21 protein-coding genes and 1 pseudogene are annotated in these 24,261 nt (G+C 73.7%); 10 read left to right on the plus strand and 12 right to left on the minus strand.

What is annotated here, in order from left to right; translation table 11 throughout:
• Positions 1–39 precede the first annotated feature (39 nt).
• The gene (locus tag E2B92_RS05270) at positions 40–1,119 is read right to left on the minus strand and encodes an alkene reductase (RefSeq protein WP_126886593.1); all 1,080 of its coding nucleotides are present in this window, start codon (positions 1,117–1,119) and stop codon (positions 40–42) included.
• Between the two features lie 124 nt (positions 1,120–1,243).
• Here E2B92_RS05270 and E2B92_RS05275 point away from each other — a divergent pair, with 124 nt between their 5' ends.
• The gene (locus E2B92_RS05275) at positions 1,244–1,822 is read left to right on the plus strand and encodes a MarR family winged helix-turn-helix transcriptional regulator (RefSeq protein ID WP_126886596.1); all 579 of its coding nucleotides are present in this window, start codon (positions 1,244–1,246) and stop codon (positions 1,820–1,822) included.
• Here the strand turns inward: E2B92_RS05275 and E2B92_RS05280 are convergent.
• The gene (locus E2B92_RS05280) at positions 1,774–2,817 is read right to left on the minus strand and encodes an aminotransferase class V-fold PLP-dependent enzyme (RefSeq protein WP_126886598.1); all 1,044 of its coding nucleotides are present in this window, start codon (positions 2,815–2,817) and stop codon (positions 1,774–1,776) included. The two genes, E2B92_RS05275 and E2B92_RS05280, sit on opposite strands and share 49 nt — an antisense overlap.
• Before the next feature lie 137 nt (positions 2,818–2,954).
• On the opposite strand from E2B92_RS05280, the gene E2B92_RS05285 reads away from it, so the two are divergent.
• Complete coding sequence (locus tag E2B92_RS05285) at positions 2,955–3,875, plus strand: nuclease (protein ID WP_126886600.1); 921 nt, start codon at positions 2,955–2,957, stop codon at positions 3,873–3,875.
• A gap of 9 nt (positions 3,876–3,884) precedes the next feature.
• Here E2B92_RS05285 and E2B92_RS05290 read toward each other — a convergent pair whose 3' ends face one another.
• From E2B92_RS05290 to E2B92_RS05300, 3 genes are all read right to left on the minus strand, one after another.
• Positions 3,885–4,448 (minus strand): dihydrofolate reductase family protein, encoded by a 564-nt coding sequence (locus E2B92_RS05290; RefSeq protein ID WP_126886602.1) that lies wholly within the window; start codon positions 4,446–4,448, stop codon positions 3,885–3,887.
• 3 nt (positions 4,449–4,451) lie between these two features.
• Positions 4,452–4,862, minus strand: coding sequence for a hypothetical protein (locus tag E2B92_RS05295; protein ID WP_235023701.1), 411 nt, complete (start codon positions 4,860–4,862; stop codon positions 4,452–4,454).
• A 145-nt stretch (positions 4,863–5,007) separates the two neighbouring features.
• On the minus strand, positions 5,008–5,922 hold the full coding sequence (locus E2B92_RS05300; RefSeq protein ID WP_126886628.1) for an AraC family transcriptional regulator: 915 nt from the start codon (positions 5,920–5,922) through the stop codon (positions 5,008–5,010).
• A 101-nt stretch (positions 5,923–6,023) separates the two neighbouring features.
• Here E2B92_RS05300 and E2B92_RS05305 point away from each other — a divergent pair, with 101 nt between their 5' ends.
• A complete protein-coding gene (locus tag E2B92_RS05305) occupies positions 6,024–7,025 on the plus strand; it encodes a zinc-dependent alcohol dehydrogenase family protein (RefSeq protein WP_126886604.1) in 1,002 nt (333 codons plus the stop codon).
• A gap of 75 nt (positions 7,026–7,100) precedes the next feature.
• Here the strand turns inward: E2B92_RS05305 and E2B92_RS05310 are convergent, their stop codons facing one another.
• Entirely contained in the window at positions 7,101–8,642 is a 1,542-nt protein-coding gene (locus E2B92_RS05310; RefSeq protein WP_126886605.1) for an aldehyde dehydrogenase (NADP(+)), read from the minus strand.
• Positions 8,643–8,752: 110 nt separating this feature from the next.
• On the opposite strand from E2B92_RS05310, the gene E2B92_RS05315 reads away from it, so the two are divergent.
• The 6 genes from E2B92_RS05315 to E2B92_RS05340 all read left to right on the plus strand — a co-directional run bounded on the left by E2B92_RS05315 (position 8,753) and on the right by E2B92_RS05340 (position 14,437).
• The gene (locus tag E2B92_RS05315; protein ID WP_126886607.1) at positions 8,753–9,523 is read left to right on the plus strand and encodes an IclR family transcriptional regulator; all 771 of its coding nucleotides are present in this window, start codon (positions 8,753–8,755) and stop codon (positions 9,521–9,523) included.
• A complete protein-coding gene (locus E2B92_RS05320; protein WP_126886609.1) occupies positions 9,523–9,993 on the plus strand; it encodes a GNAT family N-acetyltransferase in 471 nt (156 codons plus the stop codon). Before E2B92_RS05315 ends, E2B92_RS05320 begins: the two co-directional genes overlap by 1 nt.
• 79 nt (positions 9,994–10,072) lie before the next feature.
• Positions 10,073–11,017, plus strand: coding sequence for a hypothetical protein (locus tag E2B92_RS05325; RefSeq protein ID WP_126886611.1), 945 nt, complete (start codon positions 10,073–10,075; stop codon positions 11,015–11,017).
• Positions 11,014–12,261, plus strand: a complete 1,248-nt coding sequence (locus E2B92_RS05330; protein ID WP_126886613.1) for a sensor histidine kinase — start codon at positions 11,014–11,016, stop codon at positions 12,259–12,261. The genes E2B92_RS05325 and E2B92_RS05330 overlap by 4 nt, the downstream gene beginning before the upstream one ends.
• Entirely contained in the window at positions 12,258–12,923 is a 666-nt protein-coding gene (locus E2B92_RS05335; protein WP_126886614.1) for a response regulator transcription factor, read from the plus strand. The genes E2B92_RS05330 and E2B92_RS05335 overlap by 4 nt, the downstream gene beginning before the upstream one ends.
• A gap of 65 nt (positions 12,924–12,988) precedes the next feature.
• Positions 12,989–14,437, plus strand: coding sequence for a penicillin-binding transpeptidase domain-containing protein (locus E2B92_RS05340; protein WP_126886616.1), 1,449 nt, complete (start codon positions 12,989–12,991; stop codon positions 14,435–14,437).
• A gap of 83 nt (positions 14,438–14,520) precedes the next feature.
• On the opposite strand, the gene rox is transcribed toward E2B92_RS05340, so the two are convergent.
• Complete coding sequence (rox, locus tag E2B92_RS05345; protein ID WP_126886618.1) at positions 14,521–15,972, minus strand: rifampin monooxygenase; 1,452 nt, start codon at positions 15,970–15,972, stop codon at positions 14,521–14,523.
• A 317-nt stretch (positions 15,973–16,289) separates the two neighbouring features.
• Between rox and E2B92_RS05350 the strand changes: the two genes are divergently transcribed.
• Complete coding sequence (locus E2B92_RS05350) at positions 16,290–17,177, plus strand: AraC family transcriptional regulator (RefSeq protein WP_126886620.1); 888 nt, start codon at positions 16,290–16,292, stop codon at positions 17,175–17,177.
• 53 nt (positions 17,178–17,230) lie between these two features.
• Here the strand turns inward: E2B92_RS05350 and E2B92_RS05355 are convergent, their stop codons facing one another.
• From E2B92_RS05355 to E2B92_RS05375, 5 genes and pseudogenes are all read right to left on the minus strand, one after another.
• On the minus strand, positions 17,231–19,390 hold the full coding sequence (locus E2B92_RS05355) for a cellulase family glycosylhydrolase (protein ID WP_235023702.1): 2,160 nt from the start codon (positions 19,388–19,390) through the stop codon (positions 17,231–17,233).
• A gap of 126 nt (positions 19,391–19,516) precedes the next feature.
• The gene (locus tag E2B92_RS05360; RefSeq protein WP_126886622.1) at positions 19,517–20,791 is read right to left on the minus strand and encodes a pectate lyase family protein; all 1,275 of its coding nucleotides are present in this window, start codon (positions 20,789–20,791) and stop codon (positions 19,517–19,519) included.
• Positions 20,792–20,794: 3 nt separating this feature from the next.
• Entirely contained in the window at positions 20,795–21,616 is an 822-nt protein-coding gene (locus E2B92_RS05365; RefSeq protein WP_126886624.1) for a rhamnogalacturonan acetylesterase, read from the minus strand.
• Positions 21,617–21,843: 227 nt separating this feature from the next.
• Positions 21,844–23,187: an ABC transporter substrate-binding protein gene (locus tag E2B92_RS05370; RefSeq protein WP_126889536.1), complete on the minus strand. Its 1,344-nt coding sequence runs from the start codon at positions 23,185–23,187 to the stop codon at positions 21,844–21,846.
• Positions 23,188–23,199: 12 nt separating this feature from the next.
• Positions 23,200–24,228: pseudogene (locus E2B92_RS05375) on the minus strand (pectinesterase family protein); the annotation flags it as partial.
• Positions 24,229–24,261 lie beyond the last annotated feature (33 nt).

The following is a 24,261-nucleotide window of genomic DNA, read 5'->3' on the forward strand; positions in this document are numbered from 1 at the left end:
CGGTCCCGCCCCTCGGCGCGTGCCGCCGGCGGCCCCGGCTCAGCCGGCCAGCGCCGGGTAGTCCGTGTACCCGCGGTGGTCGCCGCCGTAGAAGGTGGCGGTGTCCGGGGTGTTGTACGGGCCGTTGGCCCTCAGGCGGGCCGGCAGGTCGGGGTTGGCGAGGAACAGGGCGCCGAAGGCCACGATGTCGGCGGTGCCGTTCTCGATCAGCGCGAGCTCCTCGGCGCTGGTCGGGCCCTCGGTGGCCGGGTTGAGCACCAGGGTGCCGGAGAACCGCTTGCGCAGCTCCAGGGTGAGGGCGCGGGAGTCCGGGCCGCCCTCCAGGACGTGCAGGTAGGCGAGGCCGAGCGGCTCGATCGCCGCCACGAGCGCGGTGTACGTCTCCTCCGGCGCGGGCTCGTCGATGTCGTTGAACGGGTTTCCGGGCGAGATCCGCAGACCGGTGCGCTCGGGGCCGATCTCGGCGGCGACCGCCTTGACGACCTCGGCGGCGAAGCGGACGCGGCCCTCGACGGAGCCGCCCCAGGCGTCGGTGCGCAGGTTGGTGTTGGGGGCCAGGAACTGGTGGATCAGGTAGCCGTTGGCGCCGTGCAGCTCGACGCCGTCGAACCCGGCGGCCACGGCGTTGCGGGCGGCGGCCACGAAGTCGGCGATCGTCTCGCGCACCTCGGCGTCGGTGAGCTCGTGCGGGGTGACGTAGTCCTTGGGGCCCTCGTGGGTGAAGACCTTCCCCCGGGCGGCGACGGCCGAGGGGGCCACCGGACGGAGGCCGCCGGGCTGGTCGGCCAGCAGGTCGGGGTGGCCGATGCGGCCGGAGTGCATGATCTGGGCGAAGATCCGGCCGCCCTCGGCGTGCACGGCGTCGGTGACCCGGCGCCAGGCGGCGGTCTGCTCGTCGCTGTGCAGGCCCGGGGTGTCGGGGTAGCCCTGACCGACCGGGGAGGGCTGGATGCCCTCGGTGATGATCAGGCCGGCCGAGGCGCGCTGGGCGTAGTACTCGGCGGTGAGGCCGGTGGGCACCCGTCCGGCGCCGGCCCGGCTGCGGGTCATCGGGGCCATGGCGATGCGGTTGGCGAGCTGTGTGCCGGACAGGTCGATGGGGTCGAAAGCGGTGGTCATCGGAGGCTCCCGGAGCGTTATGTGGTCGGCCAATGATTTCTGCCTGACGCCACTGTAGCGCATTCATTGGCCGACCAAGGTAAAATCGTGAGCATCATCCGGACAGCCCCCGAGGAGACCGCCGATGTCCGCCCCCCAGCCCTCCGCGGCGGGCGCCGAGCCGCCCGCGTGTCCCGATGTGCTGCCCTCCGCGGCGCGCGGCGGCCCCCTCAGCCACAGCCTCGCCCGGGTGGCCCGGCTGCACCGGATCGCCGCGGGCAAGTTCCTCAAGGCGGCCGGGATCTACCCGGGCCAGGAGTTCGTGATGATGTTCCTCTGGGACTCCGGGCCGGTGCGCCAGTCCGAGCTGATCAAGGCCGTCGACCTCGATCCCTCGACCGTCACCAAGATGCTCCAGCGCCTGGAGCAGTCCGGCCATGTGCGCCGCTCCCCCGACCCCGCCGACCGGCGGGCCGTCCTCGTGGAGGCCACCGGCGCGAGCTGCTCGCTGCACGCCGAGGTGAGCGGCGCCTGGAGCGACCTGGAGGAGCACACCCTCGCCGGGCTCGACGCGCCCGAGCGCGCCGAGCTGGCCCGGCTGCTGGGCAAGGTCGAGGCGAACCTGTGCAAGGAGACCCTCGGCTGCCCCGGCATGCCGGGCGCTCCGGAGCCCGCTCAGGACAGGACGTCCAGCGCCCGGTCCACGTCGGCGGCCGAGTTGTAGAGGTGGAAGGCGGCCCGCAGATTCCCCGCGCGGGCCGAGACGACCACGCCCGCCGCCGCCAGCTCGTCGTGGCGCGCCCCCAGGCCCGGGACGGCGACGATGGCCGAGTCGCCCGGCACCGGGCGGTGGCCGAGCGCCACGAGACCCTCGCGGAAACGGGCGGCGAGCGCCGTGTTGTGGGCGTGCACGGCGTCGACGCCGATCTCGCCGAGCAGCCCGAGGGACCGCTCGGCCCCGTGGTACGCCAGGAAGGCGGGCGGCTCGTCGTACCGGCGGGCCGAGCCGGCGAGCCGCGCGGCCGGGCCGTACGGATCGTCCAGGTCCTCGGCGGCGAACCAGCCCGCGTGGATGGGCACCAGGGACTCCTGCGCCTCCTCGGTGACGGTGAGGAACGACGCGCCCCGGGGGCACATCAGGAACTTGAACCCGCCCGTCACGGTGTAGTCGTACGCCCCCGCGTCCATCGGCAGCCACCCCGCCGACTGGGTCGTGTCGACGAGGGTGCGCGCCCCGTGCGCGGCCGCCGCCTCCCGTACCGCGGCCAGGGCGGCCACGCGGCCGTCCGCGGACTGGACCGAGGAGAACGCCACCAGCGCCGTCCCCGGCCGTACCGCGTCCGCCAGGTCCTCCAGCGGCACGAACCGCGCCTTGAGGTCACCGCGCACCGCGAACGGCGTGATGAGCGAACCGAAGTCGCCGTCCACGAACAGCACCTCCGCCCCGGACGGCAGGGAGTTCGCCACCAGCCCCACGTGCACGGCGACCGAACTGCCCACCGCGACCCGGTCCGGGGCCACGCCCGCCACCCGGGCGAAGCCGCGCCGCGCCCCGTCCACGGCCTCGAAGCTGCCGGACCCGCCCGCCGTGCCCGCGGCGAGCGCCTCGGTCAGCGCGGTGACGGCCGCCACCGTCCTGCGGGGCAGCAGGCCGCAGCGCGAGGTGTTCAGGTAGGTCAGCGAGGGCGCGAACTCGGCGCCGCCAAGGGGGGTTTCCATGCCCCTACCCTGATCGGCGGGCGGCGCCGGGTCAATCACGCGAAGTGCCGTGCGGTTGCCGGGGTTCGAGGCGCGCGTGATGCTGGAGGTGGAGCTCCGCGCAGCCATACGCACCACTTCAGGCGGGAGTCCAGGCCATGATCGATCCCGTACAGGTCCTGTGGTCACCGGCGGGTGTGACCTTGACGTCCCTGGGGTCGCAGCCCTGGGTCGATCCGCACACCAGCGACGGCGACACGCCCAAGATCAGGATGCCGGTCCGCATGCTCTCCGTGGACACCCCGGAGGTGACCGCGGAGGACGACGAGGGCGCCGCGAAGGTCGACGAGGACTTCGCGCAGCTCGCCGAGTGGATACGCAAGGGCGTCGCGCCCATCTCCCACGGGCTCGCCGACTTCGTGCTGCCGAAGCTGGAGACCAGCAAGGCGGGCACCCTGCAGTTCCGGCAGGGCAAGGCAGCGTCCGCGTTCAGCCGCAAGAACATGAAGGCGCGGCTCGACAGGCCCGGCAACAAGCCGGACCGGAACCTCTTCATCCGTGTCGCCGACACCCCCTTCGCCCCCGACAACCGTCTGCTGGCGTACCTCGCGCCCAACTACTCCCCGGCCGAACTCGCCGGGCTGACGCGTGAGCAGCGGGCGACGTTCAACCTGGACCTGGTCGCGGCCGGCTGGTCACCGACCTTCATCCTCTACCCCACCGTCCCGGGCGAGCTCGACCTGCCCATCCTGCTGTCCGCCGCCGAGAAGGCGATGACGGAGCAGCTCGGCATCTGGGAGGAGCCGGCCACGCTGCTGGCGTACGAGTACCGGGCGATGGAGAAGCTGCACGGCGTCACGGCGAAGAAGGTCGCCAAGGATCCGGATCTGAAGCCGGCCGACCTGTTCTCCTGGCGGGAGCGGTACTGCGTGGACATGCGCACGCGGGTGCTCCACGGGCCGGAGGACTGGTTCCGCGTCGACCCGGTCTACCGGCTGTGGATCTGGCCGCAGGACGTCCCCGAGGCCGTGGCACGGCTCAACCTGACGCCGTCCGCGAGGCTCGTGGGCGCCGACTGACGAACCCGGCTAACGCACCCGGCCGTACCGCAGGAGCACCACACCGTTGCCGAAGGCCCGCGTCTCGGTGAGCCGGAGGGAGGCCCTGGCGTCGGTGTCCTGGAACAGGGGTTTGCCCCGGCCGATGAGCACGGGATGCACGTAGACGCGGTACTCGTCGATGAGGTCGTGCCGCCGGAACGCCGCCGCGAGGTCGGCGCCGCTGAGCGAGAGCCCGCCCGGGTACCGCTCCTTGAGCGCCGCGACGTCCCCGGGGTCCACGTCCCGGAGGACGGTGGTGTTCCAGGCGGCCTCCTGGAGGGTGCTGGAGAAGACGTACTTGGGCTTGTCCCGCCAGATGCCCGCGAACTCCCGCATGGCGCCGGTGACGGCGGGGTCGGAGTCGGCCGTCGGCCAGTACCCCGCCATCAGCTCGTGGGTGACGCGCCCGGAGATGAAGGCGCCCATGGCGGCGAGCTGTTCGTTGAAGTGGAGGTGCAGTTCCTCGTCGACCACGTGCCAGGAGATGTCCCGGTCCGGCCCTTCGATGAAGCCGTCCAGGGACACTCCGGCGAACAGGATGATGTCGCCCATCGATTACCTCGTCTCCGCGGTGGTCGCGACGTAATGGACGTTCAGCGGGTCCCCCTCGACCCACCCTCGACGCCGGTGAAGCCCGTAGGGCATCATCCCGGCGAGGTTGTCGGGGCCGGCGGCCGTGGTGAGCGAGGCCGCGTGTTCCGGCGGCAGCCGGTACGTCGCGTCCTGTGGCCGGTACTCCACGATGCCGCCGACCACCATGCCGCCGAGCCACTCGCGCACGTACCGCTCGTGGAGATCCGCCGCCCGGGCGATGTCCTCGCTGGTCGCGGGCGGCAGGGCGCTCATGGTGTCGAACAGGCCGGTCTGGTGCCCGACGCTGGTGAGGAGGGCGAGTGCCCCCTTGTTCAGCGCGTCGACCATGAGGTCGGCGAACGCCTCCTGCCGGGCGGTGTCCGGGGACGGCATGATCCCTCCACTCGTCGTACCGTTTCGCTCCTGTTCGTCACGTTACGCCGTGTTCACCGCCGTGCCCCTTACGGATCGGTGACGGCGAGCCGCGGCAGCAGGTGGCCGCCGGGCGCCCGGCGGCTGCGGGCCGGCCCGGCCGGGCTCAGGCGCGACTGCGGTACTGGCCGGGGGCCATGCCGTACTCGCGCTTGAAGGCCTTGGCGAAGGCGAACTCCGAGGTGTAGCCGGAGCGTTCGGCGACCGAGCGCAGCGGGGCGTCGTCCTCGCGCAGCAGCCGGCCGGCCGTCGTCATGCGCCACCAGGTCAGGTACGCCAGCGGTGGCTGCCCGGTCAGGGCGGTGAAGCGCCGGGCGAAGGCCGCCCGGGACAGGCCCGCCTCCGCCCCGAGCCCCTCCACCGTCCAGGGGTGGGCCGGGTCGCGGTGGATGGCCTGAAGGGCGGCGGTGACGGCCGGGTCGCCGAGGGCGCCGGCCCAGCCGGTGGGGTCGTCCGCCCGTTCCCTCAGCCACCAGGTGCGCAGCAGGTAGACCAGGAGCGTGTCGAGGAGGGCGGGCACGATGGCGTCGGAACCGCACCCGGGGTTGGCGAGTTCGGCGCCGAGCAGGTCGACGACGGCGCGGACGGAGGCGTACTCACCGACCCTGGCCGGCAGGTGGATCACGTCCGGCAGGTCGGCCAGCAGTGGGTGGGCCCGCGCCCTGCTCAACTGGTAGGCGCCGCACAGCAGGAGGTTCGCGGGCCGCCCGTGGGAGCGCCCCGGGTCCGGCACGGGCGGCCAGGTGCCGTCGGGCCGCACGGTGAACTCCCGCAGCGGGGTGGCCGGGTCGTCGGCGAGCCCGTGCCCGTAGCCGTGGGCGAGGAAGACCACGTCCCCGGGGCCGAGCCTGCGGGGAGCGGCGTCGTCGGTCAGCAGCCAGGCGGAGCCCTGGAGGACGACGTGGAAGCCCGCCCCCTTGCTCGCCGGGAAGCGCACGCCCCAGGGGGCGTACCGGACGGAGCGCGACGAGTGGGGGCGACCCGTGCGCATGGCGGCGATGACGTCGCTCAGCACATCCATGGCCGCACCGTACCGCTCCCCGCGCCCGGCGAGACGATCGGGCATGCTCCGAAGCCTTTGAGACATGGTTCGTCTCGCGCGGCCCGCATAGCGTCGCCGTCATGACATCAACGACGGATACCACCACGGCAGTTGTCTTCCACGAGCTCGGCGGTCCGGAGGTCCTCCGGGTGGAGGACGTGGAGCTGCGCGCACCGGGCCCGGGCGAAGTCCGCTTCCGCGTCGAGGCGATCGGCCTGAACCGGGCCGAGGCCCTCTTCCGCTCGGGCACCTACTACTACCCGGCCACCCTTCCCGGCTCGCGGCTCGGCTACGAGGCGGCGGGGGTGGTGGAGGCGGTCGGCGAGGGCGTGGACGGCTTCGCGCCGGGCGACCCGGTGATGGCGGCGGCCAACTTCGACTTCGGCGTCCACGGCGTGTACGCGGAGCGGGTCGTGCTCCCCGCGGAGTCGGTGGTCCACCGCCCCGCGGGCGTGGACGCCGTGACGTCGGCGGCGGTGTGGCTGACGTACTCCACCGCGTACGGCGGCCTGCTGGAGACGGGCGGTCTGGGGCCCGGGGACCACGTGCTGATCACGGGCGCGTCCAGCGGGGTGGGGACGGCGGCCCTCCAGATCGCCAACCGGGCCGGGGCGGTGCCGATCGCCACCACCCGCACCGACGCCAAGCGGCAGCGGCTGCTCGACCTGGGCGCCGCCCATGTGATCACCACGGACGGGGCGGACCTGGTGGAGGAGGTGCGCGCGATCACCGGCGGGCGGGGCGCCGAGCTGGCCTTCGACGCGATCGGCGGCCCCGCCTTCCGGACCCTGGGCGACGCCCTGGTGGCGGGCGGGACGATGGTGCTGTACGGGTGGCTGGACCCGCGTCCGGTGGAGCTGTCCAGGAACTGGCCGCTGACCGTGCACACCTACGCCAACGGGGCGTTGATGCGCACGGAGACCGGCCGCCGCCGCGCCGCCGGGTTCATCGGTTCCGGGCTGCGCGACGGCTCGCTCGCGCCCGTGATCGCCGAGACGTTCGACGGGCTGGGGCGGATGGTGGACGCCCACCGGCTGATGGAGTCCAACACCCACACCGGCAAGATCGTCGTCCGGGTCTGAGGCGACCGGGGCCCGAGCCGCCGGGGCCCGAGCCGCCGGGGCCCGAGCCGCCGGGGCCCGAGCCGCCGGGGCCCGTCAGGAGCCGGACGGGTGCTCCGGCCGGCCGTCGACCCGGCGCGGCAGGCCGAGCGGGTTGTCGTCGCGCAGCTCCGGCGGCAGCAGCGCCTCGGGGGTCGACTGGTAGGTGACGGGGCGCAGCCAGCGTTCCACGGCGGTGCCGCCGACGGAGGTGGAGGTGGAGGTGGTGGCCGGGTAGGGGCCGCCGTGGTGCTGGGCGGGGGCGACGGCGACGCCGGTGGGCCAGCCGTTGACGAGGACGCGGCCGGCGAGCGCGGTGAGCTCGGCGAGGATGCCGGCGCCCCGGCCCTTCCCGGCGGCCTCCTCGGTGGAGAGGTGGACGGTGGCGGTGAGGTTGCCGGGCAGACGGGACAGGACGGCGGTGACCTCGTCGGCGCCCTCGTACCGGGCGACGACGGTGACCGGGCCGAAGCACTCCTCCAGCAGCAGGTCGTGCGCGCCCTCCTCGGCGAGCCTGGCGGCCGGCACGGTGAGGAAGCCGGGGCTGACGGTGTGCTCGCCCCCGGCGCCGGGCGTGACGGGGGCGTCGACGTCCGGGAGCGCGGCGCGCTCGGCGACGCCGGCGACGAAGTTGTCCCGCATCCGGTGGTCGAGGAGCACGCCCTCGCCGGCGTCCTTGACCGCGCCGGCGAGGGAGCCGACCAGTGCGTCGCCGTCCGCGCCGGCGGGCGCCAGCACCAGGCCGGGCTTGACGCAGAACTGGCCGGTCCCGAGGGTCATGGACCCGGCGAGTCCGGTGCCGATCCGCTCGGCGCGCTCGGCGGCGGCCGCCTCGGTGACCACGACCGGGTTGAGGGAGCCCAGCTCGCCGTGGAAGGGGATGGGCACGGGGCGGGCGGCCGCCGCGTCGAAGAGCGCCCGTCCGCCGCGTACCGAGCCGGTGAACCCGGCGGCCGCGACCAGCGGGTGCTTCACCAGTGCGACGCCCGCGTCGAAGCCGTGGACGAGGCCGACCACGGCCTGCGGGATGTCGTGCTGCGCGGCGGCCTGGCCGAGGACGGCGGCGACCAGCTCGGAGGTGGCCGGGTGGTCGGGGTGGGCCTTGACGACGACGGGGCAGCCGGCGGCGAGCGCGCTGGCGGTGTCGCCGCCGGGCACGGAGAAGGCGAAGGGAAAGTTGGAGGCGGCGTAGACGGCGACGACGCCGAGCGGCACCTTGTAGCGGCGCAGGTCCGGGACGGGGGGTGTGGCGGTGTCGTCGGGGTGGTCGATGATGACGTCGAGGAAGGCGCCCTCGTCGACGATCCCGGCGAAGGCCCGCAACTGGTAGCACGTGCGGGCCAGTTCACCGGTGAGGCGGGCGGGGCCGAGGGCGGTCTCGGCGTCGGCCACCGCCACCAGCCGGTCCCTGGCCTCGTCGAGGAGACCGGCGGCGGTCCGCAGGAACGCGGCGCGCACGGCGCGGTCGGCGAGCGCTCCCCGGGCGGAGTGCGCGGCGCGCACCACGCGGTCGATGTCGCCGGCCGTCGCTTCGACGGCAACCTGTTCCCGCCGCTTCCCGGTTCGGGGGTCGACACTCCAGACTTGTGCTGCTGACACCGCTACGTCCTTCCAGCCCTACGAGGTTGTTCGGTATTCTGAACAGCGTTCCTGATGATGAATGGGACTCTATTGACGGGCGCGGCGTGTCACAAGAGGGGCGAGGGCGAATGTCAGCTACCGAATCCGGCGGAGCACAGGTCAAGTCCGCGGTCCGTACGGTGGAACTGCTCGAGTACTTCGCGGGCAGCCCCGGCATGCACTCCCTGGCCGCCGTCCAGGAGGCCGTCGGCTACCCCAAGTCCAGCCTGTACATGCTGCTGCGCACCCTGGTGGAGCTCGGCTGGGTGGAGACGGACGCCACGGGCACGCGGTACGGCATCGGCGTGCGCGCCCTGCTGGTGGGCACCTCGTACATCGACGGCGACGAGGTCGTCGCCGCCGCCCGCCCCACCCTGGACCGGCTCTCCGACGACACCACCGAGACCATCCACCTCGCCCGGCTCGACGGCACCAACGTCGTCTACCTCGCCACCCGCCAGTCCCAGCACTACCTGCGCCCCTTCACCCGCGTCGGGCGCCGGCTGCCCGCCCACTCCACCTCCCTCGGCAAGGCGCTGCTGGCCACGTACGGGGACGAGCAGGTGCGCAAGATGCTCCCGGAGACGCTCCCGGCGCTCACCGAGCACACCATCACCGACCGCGAGAAGCTCATCGAGGAGCTCCACTCCATCCGCGAGCAGGGCTACGCCGTGGACCGCGAGGAGAACACCCTCGGCCTGCGCTGCTTCGGCGTCGCGATCCCGTACCGCACCCCCGCGCGGGACGCCATGAGCTGTTCCGTACCGGTCGCCCGGCTCACCCCGGCGCACGAGCAGATGATCAAGGACGCGCTCTTCGACGCCCGCGACCGGCTGACGCTCGCGACCCGGCGCCTCTGATGGAGGTGACGCTGCGCGCGGTACGGGAGAGCGACCTGCCGTTCTTCCACGAGCCGACCCAGGACCCGGACGCCCGGTGGATGGCGGCCCTCACGGCCGCCGGCCCGGTCGACCGCGCCCGGTCCGACGCGCACTGGGCGCGGCTGCTCGCCTCCGACGCCGTCGTGCGGACGGTGCTCGCGGACGGGCGGGTGGCCGGCCACACGGCGGTGTACGGGCCGCCGCACCAGCGGGAGGTGACGTACACCATCGGCCGCGCCCACTGGGGGCGGGGCGTCGCCACCGCCGCCCTGCGCGCGCTGCTCGACGCCGTACCGGCGCGGCCGCTGCACGCCCGTGCCGCCGCCGACAACACGGGCTCGCTGCGGGTCCTGGAGAAGTGCGGCTCCGTCGTCACCGGCCACGACCGGGGCTTCGCGCACGCCCGGGGTGAGGAGACCGACGAGGTGCTCCTCCTCCTCGGCGGCTGAGGGGCCTCCGCCGCGCGGCGGAGGCGGTTCACCGGCGGGCAGGACGCGCGGGGGCCACCGCCGGCGGGAGCGTGGGGGCATGACGACAACGGTCCCGTTCCCGACGCCCGGCCCCGCCCGCCGGCTGCTGCGCGCCCTCGCCATCGTGTCCTGCGTGCCCTACCTGACCTTCAAGGTCGCCTGGGTGGCCGGCAGCCGCGTCGGCATCCCCGACGGCAGCGTGCTGCTGGACAACCCCGGCCTGATGGCCGCCCTCAACACGGTGACGGTGCTGATGGACGCGGCCGTCGTCGTCCTGGCGCTGCTGTTCACCCAGCGCTGGGGGCTGCGGGTGAGGGCATGGCTGCTGGCGTTCCCCATGTGGGTGGCGACCGGCCTGCTGTCGCCGATCATGGTCGCCTACCCGGCCCAGATGGCGGCCGGGCGCTCCGCGCCCGCCGAACCCTTCCTCGACGCATGGGTCTTCCCCGTCGTCTACGGCGGCTTCATCGTGCAGGGCCTCACCCTCGGCACGCTGTTCGTGCTGTACGCCCGCGACCGCTGGAGCCGGGTGTGGCGGGGGCGCGTGCGGGACCTGTCCCCCGCGCTGTTCCGGCCCGCCGAACGGGCGGTGGCGGTGGCGGTGTCGCTGCTGCTGATGGTGCCGGCGGCGGTGCACGTGCTGTGGCTCTCGGGCTCGCCCCGGGGCCTGTCGGCCGGCCGGATCGCGGAACGCACCAGCGACTTCCACATCCTGGAGGGCGCGCGCCTGCTGTTCGTGGCCGCCGCCGTGGCGGGTGTGCTGATGCTGGTGTTCCGCCTGGGGCGGTCGCTTCCGGTGAAGGTGCCGCTGGCCCTCGCCTGGATCGGTTCGAGCGGCGTGGGCTGCTGGGGCGGCTGGCTGCTGTTCGCCGCCCTGATGCCGCAGACCGATCCCGCGGAGGAGGCCACGGCGGCGATGACGCTGGCTTACGCTGGCGAAATGATCACGGGGGTACTGCTGGGCTGCTGCGTGGCCGTCCTGCTGCGGCGGCGCGCCGCATGAGGGCCGCCGGGGCGCTGCTGGGGCGGCGGGCGCGGCTGCGGTGGGTGCATCTGATCCTGGGTGGCGCGCTGCTGATGCCGTACTGGCTGCTGGGGACGATCGTCGTGGCGCCGTTCGTGGACGGGGCGGGGATGTTCTCCAACTCCCTGGCCGTGCAGTTCGGGGCGTACGGGGTGGCGCTGCCGCTGGCCGCCGTGACGGCGCTGTTCCCGCTCGCCCGGCCCATGTCGGTGGCGGTGGCACGGACGCTGTGCGGGGTCCCGGCGGAGCGGTTCGCGGACGGGCCGGCCAGGTCGCGGGCGGCGAGGGGGCGCACGGCCGGCTGGGTCACGCTGCACGTGGGGCTCGGCGGGCTGGTGAGCGGGGCGTCGCTGGCGCTGCCGCCGTTCGCGGTGACCGTCATGCTGCTGCCCTTCTCCGGGGCGCTGCGGGAGGCGGCGACCGACGCGTTCGGGTGGCTGGACCAGCGGTGGCTGGTGTACGGCGGGGTGCCCGCGGGGCTGGCGATGCTGGTCGCGCTCGCGGCGGCGGCGGCCGGGGCGGGGGCGCTGCTGGCCCGTCAGGCACCGCTGCTGCTCGGCCCGACGCCCGCGGACAAGCTGGCGGCGGCGGAGCGGCGCGCGGCCGAACTGGCCGTGCGCAACCGCCTCGCCCGGGAGCTGCACGACTCGGTGGGGCACGCGCTGAGCGCCGTAACGCTCCAGGCGGGGGCGGCGCGCACGGTGCTCGACAGCGACCCCGCGTTCGTCCGGGAGGCGCTGGCGGCCATCGAGGAGACCACGCGCCGCACGGTCGGTGAACTGGACGCCGTGCTGGGCCTGCTGCGGCAGGGCGAGGACGACGGGGACCTGCCCGGGCGGCCCGGCCTGGAGGCGCTGGACGCGCTGCTGACGGCGACCGGCCGGCACGTGTCGCTGACCGTGCGGGGCGGTGACATGGCCGGCGTACCGGAGCCGGTGTCCCGCGAGGCGTACCGGATCGTCCAGGAGGGCCTGGCCAACGCGGCCCGGCACGCGGCCGGGGAGCGGGTGGCCGTGGCTCTCGGGCGGGACGGGGACGCATTGGAGATCACCGTGGAGAACCCGCTGCCCGCCCGGCCCCCGGTCGCCCGCCCCGGCGGCGGTCGCGGCCTGCGGGGCGTCGGCGAGCGGGCGCGGCTGCTGGGCGGCACCGCCGCGGCCCGGCCCGTGGACGGCGTGTGGCGGCTGACGGCCCGGCTGCCGCTGAAGGGGGAGGCACGATGATCCGGATCGTCCTGGCGGACGACGAGCGGATGGTCCGCACCGCGCTGCGCGTCATCCTGGACGCCGAGCCGGACCTGGAGGTGGTCGGGGAGGCGTCGACCGGCGCGGAGGCCGTGTCCGTGGTGCGCGAGCTGCATCCGGACGTGGTGCTGATGGACGTGCGGATGCCGGAGCTCGACGGCATCCGCGCCACGGAGCGGATCGCCGCGTCGGCGCCGGAGCCGGCGCCCCGCGTCCTGGTGGTGACCACCTTCGAGAACGACAGCTACGTGTACGACGCGCTGCGCGCCGGGGCGGCCGGGTTCCTGCTGAAGCGGGCGGCGGCGGAGGACCTGGTGGCGGCGGTCCGGCTGGTGGCGCGCAGCGACTCGCTGCTGTACCCGGCGGCGCTGCGGGGCCTGGCGGCCGAGTACGCGCGCCACCGCCCGGCGCCCGCCCCGCCGTGGGTGGCGCGGCTGACCGAGCGGGAGGCGGAGGTGCTGCGGCTGATGGCGGCGGGCCTGACCAACGCGGAGATCGCCCGGCACCTCGGGGTCGGCCCGGCGACGGCGAAGACCCATGTGGCGGCGGTGCTGGCCAAGACGGGGGCGCGGGACCGCACCCAGGCGGTGATCGCGGCGTACGAGTCGGGGTTCATCAGCCCGTCCGGCCCGCGTGGATGAACGTTTCCTGAGAAAACCGGCATCCCGGAACCCGGTGTTCCACCGTGTTCGTCCTGGAGAGCGGGATGAACAAGACGATCAGAAGAAGCGCCGTCTTCACCCTGCTGCTGGTGTTCGCCCTGCTGCTCCGGGCGACCTGGGTGCAGGCGTACGAGGCCAGGGCGCTCGCGGACGACAAGCACAACCGGCGGAACGTCATCGCGCAGTACGCCCATCCGCTCGGCGACATCGTCGTGGCCGGCTCGCCGGTCACCGGATCGAAGGAGACGAAGGGCGGGGACCTCCGCCACAAGCGCACGTACGAGGACGGCGAGCTGTACGCCGCCGTGACCGGCTACAGCTCGCAGGCGTACGGGTCGAACCAGCTCGAGGGCATCTACTCCACGGTGCTGGACGGCACGGACCCCCGGCTGGGGAACCCGCTCGACGCGCTCACCGGCAAGCGGGCGGACCCCGGTGACGTGCTGACGACCATCGACCCGGCGGTGCAGAAGGCCGGGTTCGAGGCGCTGGGCGACGTCAAGGGCGCGGCCGTCGCGCTCGACCCTCGGACCGGGCGCGTCCTCGGCATGGTCAGCACCCCGTCGTACGACCCGTCGGAGATCGCCGGGTCGGTGGACGGTGACGCCTGGGAGAAGCTGACCACCGACAAGGACAAGCCGCTGGTGAACCGGGCGATCCGGCAGCCGGTGGCACCCGGCTCGACGTTCAAGCTGGTCGTCGCGGCGGCGGCGCTGGAGAACGGGCTGTACGGGTCGGTCGACGAGCCCACGCGGAGCGAGAACCCGTACCGCATGCCGGGCACCGTCACCGACCTGGAGAACGAGAACCCCTCGGCCCCGTGCGAGAACGCCACCATCCGCGTCGCGCTCCAGTACTCCTGCAACAACGTCTTCGGCAAGATGGCCGTCGACCTGGGCAAGGACAAGGTCCGGGCGATGGCGGAGAAGTTCGGCTTCAACGACGAGGAACAGGACGTGCCGGTACGCGCCTACCCCAGCGTCTACCCCTCCACGATGGACAAGGCGCAGACGGCGATGTCGGGCATCGGGCAGTTCGACGTGACGGCCACACCGCTCCAGATGGCCAAGGTGTCGGCCGCCATCGCCAACGACGGTCTGCTGGCGGCGCCGCACATGGTGTCCCGGGTGGTGGACGCGGACGGCGACACCCTGAACGCGTTCGAGGACGGGCAGACGCGCCGGATCGTCTCCTCCTCCACCGCCGCGCAACTGCGCAGCGCCATGGTCACGGTCGTCGAGGAGGGCACGGGGTCCAACGCCGGGGTCGACGGCGCGGAGGTGGGCGGCAAGACGGGCACGGCCCAGCGCGGGGTGGACAACAGCGAGAAGCCGTACGCCTGGTTCACCTCGTACGCCAAGGACAAGGAGACCGGCGAGGAGGTCGCGGTCGCGGTGCTGATCGAGGACTCCAACGCCCGGCGGGCGGAGGTCAGCGGCAATGGGCTGGCGGCCCCGGTGGCGCAGAAGATGATGGCCGCCGCGCTGGCGTAGCCCCCCGCCGCCCGGCGCCGCGCGGGCGCCGGGCGGCGGGGGCGGGCTCGGCCGGTGGCGGCGCGGGGCCGCGGGGAGCCCGTTCAGCCGGTGGCGGCGCCGAACCAGGTGGGCAGCCGGTCCAGCAGCTCGCGCTGGTCCTCGCCCGCCCACGCCACATGGCCGTCCGGCCGCAGCAGCACGGCCGGGACGTCCAGTTCCTCGCAGGGGTCGACGACGTGGTCGACCCGGTCCGCCCAGCCCGCCACCGAGAGCCGCCCGGTCCGGTCGAGCAGCAGCCCGCGGCCGCGCCGCATCAGCTCGTACAGGCGCCCCCGCTCCAGCTTCACGTCCCGCAGCCGCCGGCCGAGCAGTGCGTGCCCCTCACCGAGGTCGTAGCGGACCGAGATCGCGGTGATCTTCTCGATCAGGTACCGGTTCACCTCCTCGAACCCCATCAGCTCCGCCATCAGCCGGCGCACCGCCCGGGGGCCCGGCCCGGTGGACAGCAGCTCGGTCTGGGCGCGGGTGTTGTCCAGCACGTCGGCGGCCACCGGGCGCCGCTCGGCGGCGTAACTGTCCAGCAGCCCCTCCGGCGCCCAGCCGTTCACCTCGGCGGCGAGCTTCCAGCCGAGGTTGAACGCGTCCTGCATGCCGAGGTTCAGCCCCTGGCCGCCGGTCGGCGGGTGGACGTGCGCCGCGTCCCCCGCCAGCAGCACCCGGCCCACCCGGTAGCGCTCGGCCAGCCTGGTGGCGTCGCCGAACCGGGACAGCCAGCGCGGCGAGTGCACCCCGAAGTCGGTGCCGGCGACGGCCCGGAGCCGCTGCCGGAACTCCTCCATGGTCGGCGGGGCCGTGCGGTCCTCGGCCACCCCGGCGGCGGGCACGATGACGCGGTACGTCCCGCCTTCGAGGGGCATGGTGCCGAAGCGCCACTCGGTCGTGCGGACCTCGGCGACCACGGCCGCCAGTTCCTCCGGCGGCGCGGCCACCTCCATCTCGCCCAGCAGCGTCTCCACCCTGGCGGGCTCGCCGGGGAAGCCCACGCCGAGCAGCTTGCGCACGGTGCTGCGGCCGCCGTCGCAGCCGACCAGGTACCGGGCGCGCAGCAGCGTGCCTCCCCCGCCGGCCGCGGTGCCCGTCGGGGCGAGCTCGACGGTCACGCCGTCCTCGTCCTGGCTCAGCCCCACCAGCTCGCTGCCGCGCCGGAGGTCGGCGCCGAGCCCGGTGGCGTGCTCGGTCAGCAGGCGCTCGGTGGTGGTCTGCGGAATGCCCAGGACGTACCCGTGGGCGGTGTCCAGCCCCGTGGGCCACGACGTGCCGATGCCGGCGAAGAAACCGCCGGTCTCGTACGTCCGGCCGAGCGGGAGGAACCGGTCCAGCAGACCCCGCTGGTCCATCATCTCGATGCTGCGCACATGGAGGCCGAGCGCGCGGGACCGCACGCTGGGCTCCGTCAGCTTCTCCACCACGACCACCTGCACACCGTGCAGCCGCAGCTCGGCCGCCAGCATCAGTCCGGTCGGTCCCCCACCGGCAATGATCACGTCAATCATCGGGCCCCCCTCAACAAGGCGTACATACAGCATGAATCGGCGATTTCCGCTGATTCTGGCTTCGGCCGGATATTCTCCGGCACACCGGGGGTCTTGCCGCAAGTCCCCCCGTGCGCTATACGTTGAGAGTGGCAAGGAGTGGGTTCGACCTCCTTGCCTTCGTCGTTCAGCGGCCCTGTTCGCCCCTGTCCCGCTCGCCCGCCCCCGCCCCGCCCGGCGGCCGCCGCGGGCCCGCACCCGACACGATCCGGCACAGGATGTCGGGTCCGCCTGTCGCGCGGTGCGTAGCGTGGTGCGGCGGAGGGGAAGGAGACCGGGTGCTGGAGCAGCTCAACGAGGCCCTGGAACACATCGAGGACAGGCTCGACCAGCCGATCGACGTGGCCGGGCTGGCGCGCATCGCCGCCACGTCGGAGTACCACCTGCGGCGGATGTTCTCCGCGCTCGCGGGCATGCCGCTGTCGGAGTACGTCCGGCGCCGGCGGCTCACGGTCGCGGGCGCCGAGGTGCTGGACGGACAGGACTCGCTGCTGGACATCGCGGTGCGGTACGGCTACGGCTCCGGCGAGGCGTTCGCGCGGGCCTTCCGCGCCGTGCACGGCATCGGGCCGGGCGAGGCGCGCCGCACCAACGCCACACTGGTCTCCCAGCCCCGGCTGGCCTTCCGCCTCACCGTCGAGGGCAGCGGCAGCATGCGCTACCGCGTGGCGGACCGGCCGGCCTTCACCGTCGTCGGCCTCAGGGCCCGGGTGCCGCTGGTGCACTCGGGACCGAACCGGGCGATCATCGATTTCGTGCGCGGGATCGCCCCACGGGACCTGGAGCGCCTGGAGGAGCTGTCGGACCAGGAGCCGCGGGGCGTCGTCGCCGTCTGCGACGGACTGGACCCGAGTCGCGCCGAGGGCACCGAACTCGACTACTGGCAGGGCGTGATCACGTCCCGGGTGGCCCCCGAGGGCATGGCCACGCTGGCCGTCCCGGCCGGGACCTGGGCGGTCTTCTCCGCCTCCGGTCCGGTGCCGGGGGCGATCCAGGAGCTGTGGCGGGACGTGTTCACCCAGTGGTTCCCGTCCAACCCGTACCGCGGCCGGCCCGGCCCGGAGATCCTGCGCACCCGCCTGTCACCGGACGGGAGCGAGGGCGAGGCCGAGCTGTGGCTCCCGGTGGAACGAGGGCGGGGCGGGCACGGGACCCGGCCCGCCTGAACGGGGAGCGCTCCCGCCGCTGGGCGGGCGGGGGCGCTCCCGGTGGGCTCGGGTCAGGCGGGCGGTGCGCCCCAGGCGAGGGCGGTGCCGGTGTACGCGGGGATCGCCGGGGCGTCGGTGTACGCGGTCGGCGCCGAACGGCTGTGGTCGTCGGCCTCGTCGAAGGCGGACCAGTCGGTCTTGCTCATCCGGAGCTGGATGTCCCCGGTGTCCCTCCCGGCCGCCAGGGACCCGGAGGCGAAGGTCACCTCCAGGTAGGCGTCCGCCCCCGTGACGGGCGTGGCCAGCGGGACGACCCGGAGCCGCACCTGGGCGCAGCCCACCGCGGCGTGGTCGCACCACGCGCTCACCGCGGGCGAGCCACCGTCCCGGGTGAAGTAGTAGCGCACCGACACGGTGCCGAGGTCGAGCGCGGACGAGCCGGTGTTGACGACCTGGAGCCCCGGCCGGATGGCGTTGTCCGTGGTGGACGCGTCATTGTTGCGGTACCGCACCTTCACCGTGCCCGGCGGGCCGCCGGACGCCTCGGTCGTGACGCTCAGGGCGGCGGACGGCGCCGACACGTTGCCCGCCGCGTCCCGGGCGCGGACCGTGTAGCTGTACGCGGTGGCGGGGGCGAGCCCGGTGTCGGTGTACGCGGTGCCGGTGACCGGCGCGGCGTTCACCCTGGTCGTGCCCCGGTACACGTCGTAACCGGTCACCCGGACGTTGTCGGTGGCCGCCGTCCAGGACAGCGAGACGGTGGTGGGTGTCCTGCCCGTGCCGGTCAGGCCGGCCGGGGCGGTGGGCGCGGTGGTGTCGGCCGGGTCGCCGGGGCCGCCGTCGCCGTACACCTCGCGGAGACTGACGCCCGTGGTGCTGCCCGCGCCGCCCAGCGGCACCTCGTGGTCGAGGCTGACGAACCTGCCGCCGTGCTGCCACAGCGCGGGCTTCAGCAGGGCGTACTTCTGCTCGTCCCAGGACTTCCAGTCGCCGAGCAGCAGCCCGCCGGTGTCGCCGGAGTTCGGGTTGAGGCACCAGAAGGTCTGGTGGATGCGGTGCTCGACGACGAGGTCGCGCAGGGCGGTCATCCACTTCTGGTTCGGGCCGCCGTCGAGGAAGCCGCCCCATTCGCCGATGAGGAGCGGCGACCTGTTCTCCTTGTGCAGGTAGAGCCAGTTGGGGTCCCAGACGTCACGCTCGAGGGTCGTGCGGTTCCAGTCGCCGGTGAACCAGGGCTGGGCGTGCACGAGCGGCCCGTAGTCGTGCGGGGAGTACACGAGCTGGTCACTGTGGGCGCCCAGGTCGACGGGGTGGTCGCGGACGCCGCGCAGATTGCCGCCCCACCAGGTGGAGTGGTAGTCGGCCGGGGTGGTGGACGTCCAGCCCACGCCGGCCTTCGGGTACACCTCGATGCCCTCGCACAGCACGAGCAGGTGGGGGTTGACGGCGAGGATGCGCCTGCCGGCGGTCTCGCAGGCGTACTTGAAGTTGTCCTGGTCGGCCGAGCCGTCCCACTTGGCGCGCGGGGTCTCGTTCGCCCGGCCGTGGGGCTCGTTCTTGACGTCCACGGCGACGAGGGTGTCGTCCTGGCGGTAGCGGGCGGCCACCCATTCCCAGGCGGTGTGGGACTGCTCGGGCGTGATGGCGCCCTTCCACCACACCGGGTACACGTGGCCGGAGTTGTCGGCCTCCGCGCTGTGCACGTCCAGCATGACCTTGATGCCGTACTGCTTGCACAGGGCGAGCCAGAAGTCGAAGATCTCCAGCGACGTCTTGCCGGCCAGCTCGGGGTTGGCGTGGGTGTTGACGTGGGGGACGGTGGCCCGGCCGTCCCTCCACTCCAGCAGGAGCTGGGTGGAGACGGGTACGCGGACGATGTTGATGCCCCGGTCGGCCATCGACCTGGTGATGCCGGTGATGTTGCCGGACCACAGGCCGTGGAAGACCCGCTCGGTGGCGTTGAAGCCGAACCAGTTGGTGCCGGTGAGCCACACCTCGTCGCCGTTCGCGTCGACGATCCGGTTGCCCTCGGTGTGCAGCCAGTCGTCCCCGGGAGCGGCGGCGGCCGCCGCCCCCGGGACGCCGGACGGGGTGGAACCGGAATGGGTGGCGCCGGGCCGGCCGGCGTTCGCCGGGGCGGCGGTCGCCAGCAGCCCCGCGGCGATCACTGAGGCCGCCAGCGCGCGCAGGCGCCGGAGCCGGCCTCGGGTCGGTACTCGTGACAGTCCCACTGTGTGCCCTTCCGTCGGTTGGCGGGACGACAAGCACGTACAGGAGTGGGAGCGCTCCCAGCAGTGTTGTTCATGAAGCCAGGCGCCACAGGAGCTGTCAACCTTCCCGGCAGGACCGGCAGGCCCTCAGCGGACCTTTCCGGCTCCCGCCCGGGCGCGCACGAGCCCCGGCACCGCGCGGGCGTCGTCGACCCTGGTGCGCAGGGCCGGTGTCCATCCGGCGCCCGTGCGCAGCGTGTCCCCCGGGTTCAGCGCGTTGTGCGCGGCGACGAGGTCGACCGCCCGGCCGTTGACACGGTTGTCCACGGCGGTGAGCGGCGCGTCCTTCCACTTCTTCAGGATCCTGCCGGCGTCGGCCCCGGCGGGCAGAGTGAAGGCGTTCTTCTCCGCGTACAGCCGCGACTCGTACCCGACGCCGAGGCTGTACGCGTAGGCGGACCCCACCACGTAGTGGTTGTTGTACGCGTCGACCTGTCCGAAGCGGACGCGCGGGGCACGCTCGACGACCCCCGTGAACAGGTTGTGGTGCAGCGTGACCTTCAGCCTGCCCGCGTCGGTCGCGGCGGCGCTGTCGCTGTTGCCGATCATCAGCGTCTTGTCGTGGTCGGCGAAGACGTTCCAGGACGCGGTGACGTGGTTCGCGCCGCGCACGATGTCCAGCTCGCCGTCGTGCCGCTGGTGGATCTCCCCGAAGTGGCGCGGGAACGAGCTGTCGGGATACCGCCCGTCGGTGAAGGTGTTGTGGTCGATCCACACGTGCGTGGCGCCGTGCACGACCATCGCGTCGTACTCGGAGTTCCAGGCCCCGGTCGCACCGTCCGTGGGGTCCCACTGGGGGAAGCAGTCGAGCGGGCTCTCCAGGGTGAGGTTGCGGACGATGACGTTGTCGACGTCCCGGATCTGGAGGCTGCCGCCCGTGATCCCCGCGTTCCGGCCCACACCGATGATGGTGGTGTCGGCCGGCACGTACGCCTTGACGGCCCGGCCCTGGGCGGCGGCGGAGGCGGCGCGCAGGTCCTCCTGGGGACCGCTGACGGGGGTGTCGCGGCCCCAGACGGCGGGGTCGTAGTCGGCGAGGTACCGCGCGAAGTCGTAGCCGTCGGCCTCGAACGCCTCACAGCCGCCCTCGGTGGCGTTCAGGGTGCCCACCACCCGGATGATCCTCGGGGCGCTGCCACCGGCCGTCAGCGCGGCCGTGAACTCGGCCCAGGTCCTGACCGTGTGGGTGTGCGCGGCATCGGCGGCGGCACCGCCCGTGGTGCCCGCGCCCTCGGAGGCCCAGCCGTCGCCGGCGGGCAGGGTCCGGCGGGCGGGGTCGGCCGCGTGGGCGGGGGCGGTCATGAGCGCCAACAGGACGGCGGTGCAGCCGGCGAGCGATGCCGCCACGGGTCTCGTACGCATTTCCTACTCCTTCTCGGTGGGCCAGGTGATCCAGGCGGCGGGGACGGGCTCCTCCAGCCGCCGTACGTCCCGGGCCGCCGCCACTCCGCGCTCGCGGAGGCCCGCCGCGACCAGCCGCGCCAGCTCGATGGCGCCACGCGGCCGGAAGTGGGTGTTGTCCTGCTCGCCGTCCGGGTGGTGGGGCGACTCCCCGGGCGCGAGCCACAGGAAGTACGCCTTCGACGGTTCGGGCCCGAGCCTCTGCCACTCGGCGAGCGACGCCGCCTGGACGTCCACGAGCGGTACGCCCTCCTCGGCGGCCAGCGCCCGCATGGCGGCCGGGTACTCCCCGTGCGTCGGCACGGCGTGGCCCCCGGCGTCGAACCTCCGCCGCTCGACGGGCGTCAGCAGCACGGGCGTGGCCCCGCGCGCCCGCGCCCCGGTCACGTACCGGCGCAGGTGCTCGCGGTAGGTCGTCCAGGGCTCGGTGTGCCGGGCGGGATCGGCGGCCTTCTGGTCGTTGTGCCCGAACTGCACGAGCACCAGGTCGTGGGGGCGGACGCCCGCGAGAAGCGTGTCGAGGCGCCCCTCGTCGACGAAGCTCTTCGAACTGCGTCCGTTGACCGCCTGGTTGGCCACCGCCAGACGGGGGCCGAGGAAGAAGGGCAGGGCCATGCCCCACCCCGTCTCGGGCGCCGCGTCCGCGTACTTCCGGGCGGCGGTGGAGTCACCGGCGATCCACACCGTCCGGGCGTGCGGCCGCGCGCCGGCGGTAGCCGCGCTCGCGTGCGCCAGGGGAAGACCGGCGGCCAGGGCGGCCACGGTCCGTCTGCGGCTCAGGGACATGAGAGACCTCTCGTACGAAGGGGAGGACGGCATCCCGCCGGGGCGGGGGCCAGACGGAAGGCGGGGGCCGCCCCGGCGGAGGGCGGGGGCCAGACGGAGGGCGGGCCCTGCCTCGGCGGCGGGCGGGGGCCAGACGGAAGGCGGGGGCCCGGCGGAGGGCGGGCCCCTGCCCGCCGGCGGTGGCCGCACGGCGGGTGGGGGCACCGGCCCCTGGGGCCGGGCCGGGGTCAGGACGCGTTCCGCTCCTTCCACTCCGCCTGCGCCGCGTTGAGCTGCTCGGCGAGCGTGTCGGCGAACTCCTTCGCCGACATCGAGCCCAGCAGCACCTTCTGGAAGTTGGGCTCGTTGTCCGCCTTGCTGATCTTGTTCCAGTCGGGCAGGTAGTACGGCAGTTCCACGATCGTGGTGGAGCCGTCCGTCAGCGCCTTCGCGCCCAGCCGGGTGGCCTCGGCATCCTTCATCCACGGGTCGGCCGCCGCCTCCGTGTTCGCCGGGATGGCGCCCGCCGACTCGTTCCACTTGCTGTTGGACTCGTGCGAGACGGCGAACTCGATGAACTTCCAGGCGGCGGCCTTGTTCTTGCTGCTCCTGAACAGCCCCAGCCCGTCGACCGGGTTGGACACCTGCACCCGCGTGCCGCCGTCGCCGGTCGGGTTCGGGATTCCGGCGAACTTGTCCTTGCCGAGGGCCTTCACATGGTCGGTGTACGAGCCGAGGTTGTGGCTCAGCATGCCGATGGTGCCGGTGTCGAACTGGGCGACCATCTTCTTGAAGTCGTTGTTGACGTCCGCCTCGGGCGTCGTCGTCCTGTACAGCCCGACGTACTTCTCCAGCGCCGCCACGTTCTTCGGGTCGTTGACCGTGGTCCTGTCACCGTCCCAGAAGGAGGTGATCCCCGACTGCCCGTACATGGCGTCCAGTGCCTGCGCGATGGAGCCCGCGCCGCCCCGGATGGTGTATCCGAACCGGTTCTTCCCGACGTCGGTCAGCTCCGCGGCCGCCTCGTAGAACTTCGCCCAGGTCGTCGGAGGCTCCAGGCCCGCCGCCTTGAACAGGTCCGTGCGGTAGTAGAGCGTTCCGTTGCTGGCCGACGTCGGCACCGAGTACATCTCGTCGCCCCGCCCGCCGGCCGACCTGACCGACGCGACCATGGCGGGGACGAGCCTGCCCTTGAGGGACGAGCCCTCGATCCGGTCGCCGACCGGCTCCAGGGCGTCCTGCGCGACGATGTTGGCGAGGTACGCGGCGCCGACGCCGCCGACGTCCGGCAGGCCGCCGCCCGCGATGGCGGTGTCGTACTTGGACTGCACGTCCTCGCTGGGGATCGGGACGTAGGTGACCTTGATGCCGGGGTTCTCGGCCTCGAAGTCCTTGATGATCTCCTGCCAGACGGCGGTGCGGACACCGCCGTTGTTGTCCCAGAAGGTGATGGTGCCCTTGCCGGAACCCTCCTCGCCCGCGGCGGTGGTGCCGTCGTCGCCGCACGCGGTGGCGGTGAGGGCGAGCACGGCGGCCAGGGACGCGGCGGTGACGGCGGTACGGCGACGTCTGCGGGGCTTCAGGTTTTCCATGGTCGGCTCTCTCTATCGGTTCGTGCGGAAGCGGTGCGGGGCCCAGCCGTCCCGGCCCGCGAGGTAGTCGGCGACCTCGTGGCGGGCGGCGTCGGCGTCGGACATCTGCGGGCGGTCGGCGGTGACGGCGGCACCCGGGCCGTAGGTGCGGTACTCGGCGAACCGGGCGTCCTTCCACGAGAAGCCGCCCATGTCGGTCCACGGCGACGCCTTGATCGCGGCGGGCAGCTCGGTCTCGCGGACGAGCACCTGCCCGACGGCGTCCGGGTTGCCGCCCGGGTGCCAGGGCCGGCCGAGGTGGAAGGTGCCGGCCGGGGCGTCGCTGACGATCCGGGACCGGGTGATCAGGAAGCCGTACGGGTTGTCCTTCCAGGTGCTGGCGGCGGTGACGTACCCGTTGTTGGTGGTGGAGCCGCGGCTGAGCGCCCGGATCAGGGAGCGTTCGACGACGGTCGTCGCCCGGCCGTAGAGGAAGTCGACGTCACCCTCGATGTACGAGTCGCGGATGTAGACCCGGCTGATGGCGTCGAGGCGGGGGCTGTCCGTCATCAGGGTGTCCTGGTTGCCCTTGAAGGCGGTGTTCTCGAAGACGATCCGGTCGCCCGTCGTCTTCATCGCCGGTGCCTGCTCGGCGTCGAGCTCGACCGCCGCCTCGTCGAAGTCGTTGACGAAGGTGAGGTTGCGGACGGAGACGTCGGACGCGGCGATCAGGACGGTCGCGCTGCCGGAGGAGCCCCCGTACGCGTTGGGCGTGTCGTGCACGATCACGGTGTCCGCCCGGTCGCGTCCCGTGCCCACCAGGGCGATCCGGGGCTTGTCCGCGGGGACGCGGACCTTCTCGCGGTACGTCCCGGGCGCGATCCGGACCGTCACGGGCCCGTCGTTGCCCGCCGGGACGGCGTCCACGGCCGACTGCACGGTGGGGTACGCGGCGGGCACGTCGAGCACGGTGGCGGTGCCGATCGCCTCCTGCGGCCCGGCGAACCGCTTCACGGGCCCGGCGGCGGCGTCGGCCTGGTCGGGGTGCTGGACGCCGTCGTAGCGGTCCCCGGCCGCCGCCCCCGGCGGCACGGG

Source organism: Streptomyces sp. WAC05374, from assembly GCF_004353505.1.
GTDB lineage: Bacteria > Actinomycetota > Actinomycetes > Streptomycetales > Streptomycetaceae > Streptomyces.